12 protein-coding genes, 1 tRNA gene and 2 pseudogenes are annotated in these 11936 nt (G+C 72.4%); 7 read left to right on the plus strand and 8 right to left on the minus strand.

Annotated features, from left to right (window positions below; translation table 11 throughout):
• Positions 1–84 precede the first annotated feature (84 nt).
• The 3 genes and pseudogenes from ACQP0N_RS26620 to ACQP0N_RS26630 form a co-directional block, all read right to left on the minus strand.
• A complete protein-coding gene (locus tag ACQP0N_RS26620) occupies positions 85–291 on the minus strand; it encodes a hypothetical protein (RefSeq protein WP_030333429.1) in 207 nt (68 codons plus the stop codon).
• 71 nt (positions 292–362) lie between these two features.
• On the minus strand, positions 363–1706 hold the full coding sequence (locus tag ACQP0N_RS26625; protein WP_433121834.1) for a dipeptidase: 1344 nt from the start codon (positions 1704–1706) through the stop codon (positions 363–365).
• Positions 1699–2516 (minus strand): annotated as a pseudogene (locus ACQP0N_RS26630) (uridine kinase family protein); the annotation flags it as partial. The gene ACQP0N_RS26625 and the pseudogene ACQP0N_RS26630, both read right to left, overlap by 8 nt.
• A gap of 272 nt (positions 2517–2788) precedes the next feature.
• Here ACQP0N_RS26630 and ACQP0N_RS26635 point away from each other — a divergent pair.
• Entirely contained in the window at positions 2789–3190 is a 402-nt protein-coding gene (locus tag ACQP0N_RS26635) for a rhodanese-like domain-containing protein (protein WP_355052319.1), read from the plus strand.
• Between the two features lie 172 nt (positions 3191–3362).
• Here the strand turns inward: ACQP0N_RS26635 and ACQP0N_RS26640 are convergent, their stop codons facing one another.
• From ACQP0N_RS26640 to ACQP0N_RS26650, 3 genes and pseudogenes are all read right to left on the minus strand, one after another.
• On the minus strand, positions 3363–4904 hold the full coding sequence (locus ACQP0N_RS26640; RefSeq protein ID WP_433114974.1) for a cobyric acid synthase: 1542 nt from the start codon (positions 4902–4904) through the stop codon (positions 3363–3365).
• 203 nt (positions 4905–5107) lie between these two features.
• A pseudogene (locus tag ACQP0N_RS26645) lies at positions 5108–6082 on the minus strand (cobalamin biosynthesis protein); the annotation flags it as partial.
• A 217-nt stretch (positions 6083–6299) separates the two neighbouring features.
• Positions 6300–7016, minus strand: coding sequence for a single-stranded DNA-binding protein (locus ACQP0N_RS26650; protein WP_433114976.1), 717 nt, complete (start codon positions 7014–7016; stop codon positions 6300–6302).
• 305 nt (positions 7017–7321) lie between these two features.
• On the opposite strand from ACQP0N_RS26650, the gene ACQP0N_RS26655 reads away from it, so the two are divergent.
• Both ACQP0N_RS26655 and ACQP0N_RS26660 read left to right on the plus strand, forming a co-directional pair.
• Positions 7322–7741: an HPF/RaiA family ribosome-associated protein gene (locus ACQP0N_RS26655; protein WP_433114977.1), complete on the plus strand. Its 420-nt coding sequence runs from the start codon at positions 7322–7324 to the stop codon at positions 7739–7741.
• Between the two features lie 227 nt (positions 7742–7968).
• On the plus strand, positions 7969–9021 hold the full coding sequence (locus ACQP0N_RS26660; RefSeq protein WP_433114979.1) for an alpha/beta hydrolase: 1053 nt from the start codon (positions 7969–7971) through the stop codon (positions 9019–9021).
• Between the two features lie 15 nt (positions 9022–9036).
• On the opposite strand, the gene ACQP0N_RS26665 is transcribed toward ACQP0N_RS26660, so the two are convergent.
• Positions 9037–9732, minus strand: coding sequence for a hypothetical protein (locus ACQP0N_RS26665; protein WP_433114981.1), 696 nt, complete (start codon positions 9730–9732; stop codon positions 9037–9039).
• A gap of 157 nt (positions 9733–9889) precedes the next feature.
• Between ACQP0N_RS26665 and ACQP0N_RS26670 the strand changes: the two genes are divergently transcribed.
• The 4 genes from ACQP0N_RS26670 to ACQP0N_RS26685 all read left to right on the plus strand — a co-directional run bounded on the left by ACQP0N_RS26670 (position 9890) and on the right by ACQP0N_RS26685 (position 11613).
• A tRNA-Arg gene (locus ACQP0N_RS26670) sits at positions 9890–9965 on the plus strand.
• Between the two features lie 107 nt (positions 9966–10072).
• Positions 10073–10624: a hypothetical protein gene (locus tag ACQP0N_RS26675; protein WP_433114983.1), complete on the plus strand. Its 552-nt coding sequence runs from the start codon at positions 10073–10075 to the stop codon at positions 10622–10624.
• A 58-nt stretch (positions 10625–10682) separates the two neighbouring features.
• Positions 10683–11048, plus strand: a complete 366-nt coding sequence (locus ACQP0N_RS26680) for a hypothetical protein (protein ID WP_433114985.1) — start codon at positions 10683–10685, stop codon at positions 11046–11048.
• Between the two features lie 184 nt (positions 11049–11232).
• Positions 11233–11613, plus strand: a complete 381-nt coding sequence (locus tag ACQP0N_RS26685; protein WP_433121837.1) for a VOC family protein — start codon at positions 11233–11235, stop codon at positions 11611–11613.
• Positions 11614–11647: 34 nt separating this feature from the next.
• On the opposite strand, the gene ACQP0N_RS26690 is transcribed toward ACQP0N_RS26685, so the two are convergent.
• The gene (locus ACQP0N_RS26690) at positions 11648–11908 is read right to left on the minus strand and encodes a DUF7660 family protein (protein WP_433114987.1); all 261 of its coding nucleotides are present in this window, start codon (positions 11906–11908) and stop codon (positions 11648–11650) included.
• Positions 11909–11936 lie beyond the last annotated feature (28 nt).

The following is an 11936-nucleotide window of genomic DNA, read 5'->3' on the forward strand; positions in this document are numbered from 1 at the left end:
GGGCATTGCCGTGCCCGGGCGGTGTCGGCGCGGTGCCGCAGCCCGCTGGCCCTGGTTCTCAAGGCATTCAAGGGGCGGCGGGAATCAGGCGGAGACGGGCTCCTCGATGCGCAACCCCCGGGCGCGGACCTCACCGGCCACCCGGGAGAGCACCGAGTCGAGGGCGACCAGGGCGGCGGAGAGCTCACCGAGCTGTTCGTTGAGCGTGTCCTCGGACCACGCGGAGACGTCGACGTCCCCCAGTGCGCTGACGGCGGCCCCCAACCGGGCCATCACCTCGTTCGTACTCATGTTCGAAAGCCTATAACAATCCCATCGACGACACGCCGTAAACACGCAGTTCAGCCGCAAACTTGCCGTTATCACTCGGCCGCTGCGGCCACCTTGCCCAGCAGCAGGGCCTCGGCGAGGCAGACCTTGGCGAACTCGCCCAGGTGCAGGCTCTCGTTCGGACCGTGCGCGCGGGCGTGCGGGTCCTCCACCCCGGTCACCAGGATCGCCGCCTGCGGGAACATCTCCTGGAAGGTGGCGATGAACGGGATCGAACCGCCGATACCGATGTCCACCGGCTCGGTGCCGTCCCAGGCGGCCTGGAACGCCGAGCGGGCGGCGTCGAACATCGGCCCGGACGCGTCGATCACGCACGGGTCGCCGTCGTGCTCGATGGTGACCGTCACCTGCGCCCCCCACGGCGCGTGCTTCTCCAGGTGGTCGCGCACCGCCGCGTACGCCCGCTTGGGATCGTCGCCCGGGGCGAGGCGGACGCTGAGCTTGGCCTTCGCGGCCGGCACCAGGGCGTTCGGCGCCTCACCGGTGGCCGGAGCGTCGACACCGAGCACGGCCACCGCCGGCTTGGTCCAGATCCGGTCGGTGATCCGGCCGGTGCCGATGAAACGCACACCCTCGGCCAGTCCGGACTCGGCGCGCACCCGGTCCTCCGGGTAGTCGACAGTCGCGCCCTCGCGACTCACGAGGCCGTCCACCGCCACGTCGCCGGCGTCGTCGTGCAGGGTCGCCAGCAGCCGGACCAGCGCGGTCAGCGCGTCCGGGACGGCGCCGCCGAACATGCCGCTGTGCACGGCGTGGTCCAGCGTGCGCACCTCGACGAAGCAGTTGACGATGCCGCGCAACGAGGTGGTCAGCGCCGGTACGCCGATGTCCCAGTTGCCCGAGTCGGCGATCACGATCACGTCCGAGGCGATCTCGTCGCGGTGCTCGACGAGCAGCCGCTCCAACGAGTCGGAGCCGAACTCCTCCTCGCCCTCGATGAACAGCACCACACCGACCGGCAGCGCGTCCCCGTACGCCCGCAGGGCCGCGACGTGCGCCATGATGCCGGCCTTGTCGTCGGCCGCGCCCCTGGCGTACAGGCGGCCGTCGCGCTCCACCGGCTCGAACGGGTCGGACTCCCACAGCGACCGGTCGCCGACCGGCTGTACGTCGTGGTGGGCGTAGAGCAGCACCGTGGGCGCGCCGGGCGGGGCCGCGCGCCGGCCGATCACGGCGGGCTGCCCGCCGGAACGCACGATGTCGACGTCCAGGCCGCAGCCGCGCAGCAACTCGGCGACCGCCTCGGCGGAACGCTCGACGTGCGAGTGGTCGAAGCCGTCGAAGGCGATGCCGGGAATGCGGACGAGGCGTTCGAGGTCGGCCCGGACGCCGGGCATCTCCCGCTCGACGGCGGCCCGCACCTCGGACTCGGACATGATCGGTGAGGTCATGACCGGCATCGTATGCCGGCCTTACCCAGGCCGGCCGGCGGAGCCCGTACCCGCTGGGGGGACCCGCACGAAGTAGCGCGACGCGTCGAGCGGCAGCGTCGGCGCGCCGTCGACCACCAGGTCGGCGTGCGCGACGGTGTCGTCGGCGGCGAAGTGCGCCCGCTCGCCGGCATGCCAGCGGCGCAGCTCCGGCAGGATCTCCGGCCCGTCCCGCTCGACCGCGCGGGCCAGCCGCAGCGGCGCGGGCGCGGTCACGAAGACGGCGAGCGTCAGCTCCGGCCGGACGACGGCACGGGCGGCACTGACCCCCTCCACGATCAGCACCGGCGTCACCGGCACCGGCACCGGGCTGGGCAGGAAGGACCGCCGCACCCAGCTGTACCGCCGGTACGCGCCCGGCTCACCCTGGCGCAGCCGGGCCAGCACCTCGCCGTCGAGCCGGGGCCAGAAGGTCAACTGGTCGTCCCAGCCGTCGAGCAGGTCGTCGGTGTGCACCACGGGCGGCCGCCCGCCGGGCAGCGCCGCCAGGGCATCCGCGAGGTGCGCCGCGAACCGGCTCTTGCCCGCGCCGCTCGGCCCGTCGACGGCGACCAGCCGGGTCCGTCCCAACCGCGCCGGGCCCGCGAGCACCCGGCGCGCGACCTTGGTGTACGCCTCGACGACTGCCACCGGCGCCACCTGCGCGGCGGAACCCTCGGTCGGGCCGTCGGCGTCGTCCCGGTGTCGAAGGGTGCCGGGCTCACGCAGCGGCGGACCCTTACGGCCGAGCGGTCCCCTGGCGGCGAGTCCGTGCACGACCGCAGTATGCCGCTAGTCCACGCTCGCCGGGCCAGCCTTGATCAACTCGGTTTCACGGATGTCGCTCTCTTGCGCCCGCCACGACACCCCAACCTCACGGAAACCGAGTCGATCACGCCGATCTCGGCCGTATGACATGTCTGACTGAGCCTGTTGGGGCGGCCATTCTCACGTCCGGGGGAATTGGGGTGGCGAGGGGTGACGGGCGGTGCGTTCGCCGCGCGGGCCGGTACCCGAGTCGGCATGATTCGGTGGTGCTCCGAGACGTGATGAGCCCCGGCATCGACGCCCTGCTCGAACAGGCCCGCGCCGGGCTGCACCGACTGACTCCACAGCAGACCGTCGAGGCGGTCCGCGGTGGCGCTCTGCTTGTCGACACCCGTACCGACACGCAGCGCCGCGAACAGGGTGACCTTCCCGGGGCGGTGGTCATCGACCGCACGGTGCTGGAGTGGCGGCTCGACCCGGCCAGCGCCTGGCGCATCCCGGAGGCCACCGCGTACGACCGGGAGATCATCGTGGTGTGCCGCCAGGGCTACAGCTCCAGCCTGGCCGCCGCCAGCCTCCAGACCCTCGGGCTGCGCCGGGCCACCGACATGATCGGCGGCGTCGACGCGTGGCTGGCCGCCGGCCTACCGACCACCGACCGCCCCGCCGACATCCGCCTCTGACCCGCCCGCCCGTTACCCCGCCCCGCCGATCAAGTAGTCGTGGTGCCGGACGTAGGGCGCTATCAGCGACATATCAGGCACCCCGACTTCATGATCGACGCCGGAGGCGGTGGTCCGTCGCGGGGGTGGGGCTGTTGACGCCGGAGGCGGTGGTCCGTCGCCGGGGTGGCGTTCAGGTGGGTGGAGCGCCGGGCGGGATGAAGGGGAGAGTCTCGGGTGCGCCGGTCTCGATGAGACGCCAGAGGGCGTCGGTGTCGAGGTGCTCCTCGACGAGGTCGCCGAGCAGGTCGAGCGAGCGTTCCCGGGCGGCGGCGAAGCTGGTGGCCGGCGCGACCCGGAAGCCGGTACGTCCGGCCAGCCGTGCCGCCTCGGTGAGGAACCAGCGGCGGAAACCGTCGGACTCGAACGCGCCGTGCCAGTGCGTGCCGTGCACCGCGCCGAGCATCGCTCCCTCGCCCGCGCCGTCGGCCCCGGTCAGCAGCGGGGGCAGGTCCGGGTCGGCCTGCGACACGTACCCGTGGTGGATCTCGTAGCCGCGGACCGTCACGTCGCCGGGGCCGGCGCCCACCGACTGCCGGACGGTCTTGCGGGGATCGAAAGTGATCTCGATGGGCAGCAGACCGAGCCCGGGTACGCTGCCCTGCCGACTCTCGACCGGGTCGTGGATGGCTCGGCCGAGCATCTGGAACCCGCCACAGAGGCCGAGCAGCGGCTTGCCGGCTGCCGCGTGGACGGCGACCGCGTCGGCGAGGCCGGTCTCGCGTAGCCAGGCCAGGTCCGCGACTGTCGACTTCGAGCCGGGTAGGACGATCACATCGGCGGAGGCCAGTTCGGCCGGCTCGACGGTGAGACGCACCCGGACACCCGGCTCGGTGGCGAGCGCCTCCACGTCGGTGGCGTTGCTGATGCGGGGCAGCCGGACGACGGCCACGTCCAGCCATTCGGTGCCGTGCGGTGCGGCGGGACGACCGAGTACCCGGCCGTAGGCGAGGGAGTCCTCCGCGTCCAGCCACAGGTCGAGCGACCACGGCAGCACCCCGTACGTGGGACGGCCGGTCACGTGACGCAGCATGTCCAACCCCGGCTGGAGCAGGCCGAGGTCGCCCCGGAACTTGTTGATCACGAAACCGGCGACGAGAGCCTGGTCGGCCGGGTCGAGCAGGGCCACCGTGCCGAACATCGACGCGAAGACGCCGCCCCGGTCGATGTCCCCGACCACGATGGCGGGCAGGTTGGCGTGCCGGGCGAGCCCCATGTTGACGTAGTCCCCGGCCCGCAGGTTGATCTCCGCCGGGCTGCCCGCGCCCTCGCAGATCACCACGTCGTACGCCGCGCGCAGCTCACCCAGCGCCGCGTACGCGGTCTCGGCGAGCCGGGGTCGCAGCTGCCGGAAGGTGCCGGCGGTGATCGTGTCGACCGCTTCGCCGAGGAGCACCACCTGACTGGCGAGATCACTGCCCGGCTTGAGCAGCACCGGGTTGAAGCGCAGGTCCGGTGCGAGCCCGCACGCCGCGGCCTGCATGGCCTGGGCGCGGCCGATCTCCCCACCCCGCCCGTCCGGACCGACCACGACGGCCGAGTTGTTCGACATGTTCTGCGCCTTGAACGGCGCCACCTTCACGCCCCGCCGGTGCAGCCAGCGGCAGATGCCGGCGGTGAGCACGCTCTTGCCGGCGTCCGAGGTGGTGCCGGCGACCAGCAGCCCGCCGCTCATCGCCCGCTCCCCCGCCCCGTGACGCCGCCGATCCGGCCACGCTCCGCCCCGACGGGCCCTGGGCGGCCCGCCCATCGGCCACGCTCCGCCCCCACGGGCCCTGGGCGGCTTGGCCATCGGCCACGCTCTGCCCCGAGGGGCAGCGAGAGGCCTGTCCACGGGCCGCGCTGAACCGCCTCTCGGGCCGGCACAGGGCCGGCACCCCGCCCGGTCACCGCTCGCACGCCCCGCCGCGCGGCCGCGCCGGTGAGACGACCGACGGTCAGCGGGTAGGCGGCGGCCAGCCCGAGGGCTGCCAGGCCGACAGCACCGGAGATACGCGCGGCCCGCTTGAGGTGTCGCGCCTCGGGACGGGGGCCGTCGCCCAGGAACGGGCGGACCTCGGAGCGCCCGAAGTACCTGTTGCGGCCACCGAGGCGGACGCCGAGCGCGCCGGCCATCGCCGCCTCGCACTGGCCGGCGTTGGGGCTCGGGTGGTCGTTGCGGTCCCGCCGCCACACCCGCCAGGCGCGGTCCCGGTCGCCGTGCGCCACCGGAGCGACGGCGATGGTGAGGAGCCCGGTCAGCCGGGACGGCACGAGGTTGAGCAGGTCGTCGAGCCGGGCGGACGGGGTGCCGAACCGCGCGTAGCGCTCCGACCGGTGCCCGACCATCGCGTCCAGGGTGTTCGCGGCGCGGTAACCCAGCAGCCCGGGCAGGCCGGCGACCGCGCCCCAGAGCAGCGGGGCGACCACCGCGTCGGAGGTGTTCTCCGCGACCGACTCGACGGTGGCTCGGGCCAACTCCGACTCGTCCAGGGTCGACGGGTCCCGGCCGCAGAGGTTGCCGAGGCGTTCCCGCGCGGCGGGCAGGTCGCCGTCGCGCAGCGTCCGACCCATGATCGCGGCCTCGCGCCGCAGGGTGCGGCCGCCCAACACGGTCCAGGTGCCGGCGGCGACGAGGACCGCGCGGCTCACCGGCCGGTGCCGGGTGGCCAGCGTGGCGGCCACCCCGAGCGCCACGGGCCCACCGACCGCCAGTGCCGTGAACGCCGCCCCGGCGGTCCGGTCCGGGCGGTGCAGGCGACGCTCCAGAGCGCCGGCCACCTGGCCGAACCCGGCGACCGGGTGCCACCGGCGGGGGTCGCCGAGCAACCGGTCCAGGGCGTAACCAGCCACCAGGCCCACCGCGTTCGCCACCGGTGCTGTCCGTCGCACGCTCACCACCCCCGGCCGGCCAGCCTAGACGAGCACCGCATGCGCCAGCCGCGCCTGCCGTACTCCACCGGACTCTCCTCCACCCGCGCTGCTCACGCGGGGTGACGACGCGAGCCGCGCCGCCACCCCGCCCCGTCGTGCCCCCGGCGCGTACGCCGTCGGCCTCAGGCGGCCGCGCTGCCGCCCCGGGACCGGACACTCATGCCGGCTGCGGCACCCGGCCTCGGCCCCGCCGGCCCCGACCGGACGACGGGACACCCGGCTGGCCCTCGTCGGGTACCGGCCCCAGCTCGTCGTCGGGGTCGTCCTCCGGGTCGGCGTCGTCCGCCGTCGCCGCGAGTGTGAGCCCGTCGTCGTCCAGGGCGACGTCGAGCGGACCGTGGCCCAGCGGACTGGTACGCGGTGCGGCGTACTCGGGCAGCTCGAAGTCGTCGTCGAGCGGGCCGTCGTCGGGCAGTGCCGGGGCCTCCTCGGCGGGTACCGGCTCGGTGGGCTCGCCGTGCACGCGGCTCTCGGTCGCGGCGTCCTCGACGATGCTGGTGGTCATGGTCGGCCGGTTACGGAGGAAGCGGGCGCGCCCCCGGGACAGGTCGTGGCCGACCGCGACCGCCTCCAACTCGTAGAGGGTGCGGTGGGTGCCGGCCTCGTCGATCCAGTCGCGGGTGTAGAGCCGACCGCAGACCACCACCGGGTCGCCGACCATCACCGACGCGGCGACGCCCTCGGCGAGCTTGCGCCAGCAGTTGACGCGGACGCGCAGCGAATTCCCGTCGACCCAACGGCCGCTGTCGCGGTCGAGGCGGCGTGCGGTGGAGGCGACCTTGAAATTGGCCACCAGCGTGTTGCTCTCCTTGGTCCGACGCCACTCGGGCGCCGTCAGAATATTGCCGACGATCGTGACGTACGTGTCGAACATCGTCCCTCCAGGGGATCGGGGGTGTGCCAGCTCGAGTCGACTCGGCATCGAGCCTGTGCGATGTCGACGGCCACCGCCAGCGCCGCCACCCGGACCTGTGGACAACGGGCCACCTGTGGACAACGCCCTGATCAAGCCCCTGCTGTGGTACGGCCGACCCACCTGAACGGCCGAGGGCGGTTCCGGAGCCGACCGAACTGGGTATGGATTTGATCAACGCACCACCGACAAGCTCCACGTCGACGAGAGGTCAGCACCATGACGATCACTACTTTCGGCTCCGCGACCGTTTCCGAGGTGCGGCGATGAGCGCCGTGGCGAACCCGGCGACCGTGGGCGAGTGCCTGCGGGTCGGCGCGGGGTTCTCGCAGGGCGACCGCAACTGGATCGCCGAGCAGTTCGCCACCCTCGACGCCCGACTGGCCGGGTTCCACGCCGACGCCACCGAGCTTGAGGTGTCGGTGAAGGACCGGGAGGCGCGGGGTCAGAAGGTCACGCTGGAGTGCTGGATCGCCGGCCGGCAGAAGATCGTCACCACCTCCACCGAGGAGGACCTGCACGCCGCCCTCAACGACGTCCGCGACGACCTGCGTCGCAAGCTCAACGACGCCAAGACCCGCCAGGAGCCGAGGAACAACAAGCACCTGCGCGACATCCCGCAGCCCCAGGGCGAGCCCGACCCGATCGACGAGGACCCGGCCCGCGCCGACGCGGAAACGGTCTGACCCACCCACGCCCGGCCCGCCCAACGCGCCCGACGCGCCCGACGCGCCCGACGCACCCGACGCGCCCGCGATCTTGCACTTTCGGATGCCAATATGCGGCTTTCCAGTAGTTATGCCGCAACAGAAAATGCAAGATCGCGGGCGGGGGCGAGGCTGGCGCGGGCGGGGGCGAGGCGGACGCGGGCGGGGGTACCGCTGGGTAGGCAGGGCGGCGTAGCGTCGCGGTTGTGGAACCGGACGTGTTGGGGCTGCCCTACGAGCGGCGGACGATCGACCTGGGCACCGACGACGAAGGTCCCGTTGTCGCGACCCTGGTCCGGCGGCGGGCCGAGCGCCCCACCGGGCGGGCGGTGCTCTACGTGCACGGGTTCGTCGACTACTTCTTCCAGACCCACCTGGCCGACTTCTTCGCCGAGCGTGGTTGGGACTTCTACGCGCTCGACCTGCGCAAGTACGGTCGTAGTCTGCTCGCGCACCAGACGCCGAACTTCTGCCGCGACATCAGCGACTACTTCCCCGAGCTGGACGCCGCCGCCGAGATCATCCGCGGTGAGGACGAGCATGACACCCTGCTGGTGATGGGCCACTCCACCGGCGGCCTGATCATCTCGCTCTGGGCGGACGCCCGCCGCGACGCCGGTCTCGTCGACGGTCTGGTCCTCAACAGCCCCTTCTTCGACCTCAACGCTCCCTGGGCGGTCCGTCGACCCCTCGCGGCCGCCGTCGCCCGGCTGGGCCGCAGGGCGCCGCACCGCGTCCTGCCGTTGGGCCTGGGCACGGTGTACGGCGAGAGCCTGCACGCCGACCACCGCGGCGAGTGGACCTATGACCTGGCCTGGAAGCCGCTGGCCGGGTTCCCGGTGCGGGCCGGCTGGCTGAACGCGATCCGCACCGGCCAGCGTCGGCTGCGCGCCGGCCTGGACATCCCGGTTCCGGTGCTGCTGGCCTGCTCGACCCGCTCCTTCCGGGGCAAGAAGTGGCACGACAACGCCACCCTGGCGGATGCGGTGCTGGACGTCGGCCACATGGTGAAGTACGCGCCCCGCCTCGGCCAGCACGTCACCCTGGCCCGCTTCGACGGCGGGTTGCACGACCTCACGCTCTCCGGCCCGGCTGTACGGGCGAAGGTCTTCGACGAGGTCGGCCGCTGGGCCGAGGCGTTCCTGGCCGCCGGCCCCACGGCTCCGGCCGACGACGATGCCGACACCGACGCGCCTCCGCTGCCGCACAGCCGCCGCCCGTCGACCGACACCGCCGAGGTCACAGCGGTGGGCGACTGAGCGGTAGAGCCGGGTTCAGGCGTCGCCGCGCGCGGCCGACAGGACCGCGCCGATCCGGTCGAAGGTCGCCACCGGGTGCCCGCCGACGCCGGGCAGCACCAGGCCGAGGCAGTACAACGACACGTCCCCCGTGGCGTCGGCCCGCACGACGAAGACGGGCGCGCCCACGTACCCCGGTGGTAGTTCCGTGGTGATCCGCACGTCGTCCCCGTCGCGGACCACGCGCTCGATCGCCACCTCCAGGGGGCGGGAGCCGTCCTCTCGTACCCCATGGGCCAGCACGAAAGCGGAACTGGCGTCGGCGCCGAGGTCGGCGACGGCCTCGGGCCCGGCGGCGATCCCCGCCGGTACCGGCTGCACGCGCCACCGCCAGCCGCCGTCGCCCGCGTAGCGGTGCAGGCCGGCGGTCGGCAGCACCGCGACCCCGTCGCCCGGAAAGCTGGACCAACCGGGCACGATCTCGCCCTGCGCGACGGCGTCCGGCGCGACGCCCGCCGGCTCGGTGACGCTGGCCCGCAGGCCCAGCTCACCGCCCACCGCGCCGACGAGGTCGGCCGCCGTCAGCAGCGCCTCCCCCACCGGGTCGTCGCCACTCTGGAAGAAGAAGGCGGTGCCGTAGGCGTCGGCCGCCCGGTAGGGCAAAATCGCCCGACCGACGACCTGGCACAGCTCGTAGGCGACGCTGCTCTCGGCGTCGGGGTCCAGCAACACCAGCCGAGGGTACGGGGAGACGACCGGCCTCCTCGCGGGAACCCGGATGCCGACCGGAGCCGCCTCGTGAGACTCTGCACGGCAACGTGGAGGCGGCACCCGTCGACCTGACGCGCGGCGGGTCGGCGGTACCCTTCTGGCGCGACTTCCACGCCGCGCGCCCGTAGCTCAGCGGATAGAGCAGGGGACTTCTAATCCCAAGGCCGCAGGTTCGAATCCTGCCGGGCGCACCACCGTTATCGCGTGTCGGCGGCTTGGCGCTTCGGTCGATTCGATCACCACGGCCTCCCGACGAAGAGATCAACTCCAGCGCTTGGCGCTACGCCACTAGGGTGCGACGGTGCTCACCATCCGGATGAACGAAGCCGGCGCAACCGCACTACAACCACTGGCGGCCACTGAGTTGCCAACCCTGTGCGACGCCCTCGACCAGGACCTGCAAAACCTGCTCGCGTGGGGACTCACGGACAACGAAGGCGCTCTGATCTTCACCGCGCACAAGGACCGTTGGCCCGCTGCGCCAGCCTCCGCATCTGACGCCGTCGCCAAGATGGGCTGGCAGGATCTGACCGGCTACGAGTGCAACTACAACAGCTTCCACCTGGAGGACTACGCCCCGGTACAGGTCACGATCCGCGACGATGGGCAGCCCCAGATCAGCACTGACGACCAGGGCGTTCTGCTACGGCTCGGCATGGTCGTGGCTGACGCCGTGCTGCGCCTCGTCCGAGCCCTACCGCGACCAACAGCCGTACGCTGCATCATCCTGGCGAACGACACCAACGGCACGTTTCGATTCCACCGAATCCGACCAGGCGAAGACTGGATCGACCTTGAGGACCTGGAGCGGTACCCGAGGGAGATGACCGTCGTCGTCGACAACCAGCCGTGATCGGCTGACCGCTCCAAGAGGGCGGAACGAGCCCCCGGCGCCCGGCATACTTCCCCGCATGAGTTACGACCTGGCGGTGTGGGAGGGCGACAAGCCCGACGACGATGCGGCCGGCGAGCTGTACGAAGCGCTGTACCAGCAGTACTTCGAGTACGAGGAGCTGCCGCCGACGCCCCGGATCCGCGCCTACGTCGACGCCGTCGCGGAACGCTGGCCCGACCTCTACGGCCACGACGCCGGGCTCTACCCCCTGTCGAACGGACTCGTCGACGAGGCGTCCGGCCCGATGGTCTACTTCACGATCCCCTTCAACCGGGCCGACGAAGTCTCATCCGCAGCAGCGCAACTAGCGGCCGATCATGGGCTCGTCTGCTACGACCCGCAGGGGGAACACCTACGGCCCGCGGCCGCTCACGAAACCTGAGCCGGCGGCTGACCGGGGTGACGTACTCATTCACCGGCCAACCCGACACGGGCGCGGTCGCGTGATGCTCCGCTGACTGCTCAGGATCACGGCGACCCACCTCGGCATCCTGGATGCCGCCGCGCTGCTCGTGCCGAGCGTGACGGACGCGCAGCGGGTCCGCTGATAGCGTCGCCGCGTGTCGATGTTCCGAACCCCTCAGGTGATTCTCTTCAGCGAGGACGTCCCTCGCGCCGCCGAGTTCTATAAAGGTCTCGGCTTCGCCGAGACCTTCCGGGTGCCGACCGAGGGCGAGCCGATCCACATCGACCTGACGCTCGACGGTTACAAGATCGGTATCGCCTCGGTGGCCTCCACGCGCGAGGACCACGGACTCGATCCTGTGCCGCAGGGTCAGCGGGCGGCGGTGATCCTCTGGACCGACGACACCGCCGGCGCGTACGCGGCGCTCACGACCAACGGGGCCCCCGCCCTGGCCGCACCGCACCGGTGGCTCGACCGCCTGCTGATCGCCTGGACGGCCGACCCGGACGGCAACCCGATCCAGATCGTCCAGCAGCTCTGACGACTCCGATCGTCTGCGGCGAAAGGCCTAGCGCCTACTCGTAGAAGCAGCCGGCACGCAGGGCGTCCGCGAGGAGTTGCCAGGTCGGTTGCGCCGGGAGAGGTTGGCCGGCACGTTTCTGCACGCGGCTCCGGTCCTGGAGGTACGCCGCGCACGCCTCCAGGTAGCGGTCTGTGGTCATGTTCTCGACCGCGTCTGGATCGCGAGCGACATCATCAGCTATCCATCGCAGCCAGGTGACCAGGTCGTCCAGGCTGTCGACCCGCTTCAGCGGGCGGTCGTCGTCCTCGGTCATTGCCGCCTCTCTCGCATCCCGCCGCCAC

Source organism: Micromonospora sp. CA-246542, from assembly GCF_050942905.1.
Lineage (GTDB): Bacteria > Actinomycetota > Actinomycetes > Mycobacteriales > Micromonosporaceae > Micromonospora.

Coding starts and splice junctions, on each gene's coding strand:
- ACQP0N_RS26690 (WP_433114987.1), bottom strand. CDS start 11,908: ATGACCGAGGACGACGACCGCCCGCTGAAGCGGGTCGACAGCCTGGAC.
- ACQP0N_RS26635 (WP_355052319.1), top strand. CDS start 2,789: ATGAGCCCCGGCATCGACGCCCTGCTCGAACAGGCCCGCGCCGGGCTG.
- ACQP0N_RS26625 (WP_433121834.1), bottom strand. CDS start 1,706: ATGTCCGAGTCCGAGGTGCGGGCCGCCGTCGAGCGGGAGATGCCCGGC.
- ACQP0N_RS26680 (WP_433114985.1), top strand. CDS start 10,683: ATGAGTTACGACCTGGCGGTGTGGGAGGGCGACAAGCCCGACGACGAT.
- ACQP0N_RS26620 (WP_030333429.1), bottom strand. CDS start 291: ATGAGTACGAACGAGGTGATGGCCCGGTTGGGGGCCGCCGTCAGCGCA.
- ACQP0N_RS26650 (WP_433114976.1), bottom strand. CDS start 7,016: ATGTTCGACACGTACGTCACGATCGTCGGCAATATTCTGACGGCGCCC.
- ACQP0N_RS26685 (WP_433121837.1), top strand. CDS start 11,233: ATGTTCCGAACCCCTCAGGTGATTCTCTTCAGCGAGGACGTCCCTCGC.
- ACQP0N_RS26640 (WP_433114974.1), bottom strand. CDS start 4,904: ATGAGCGGCGGGCTGCTGGTCGCCGGCACCACCTCGGACGCCGGCAAG.
- ACQP0N_RS26655 (WP_433114977.1), top strand. CDS start 7,322: ATGAGCGCCGTGGCGAACCCGGCGACCGTGGGCGAGTGCCTGCGGGTC.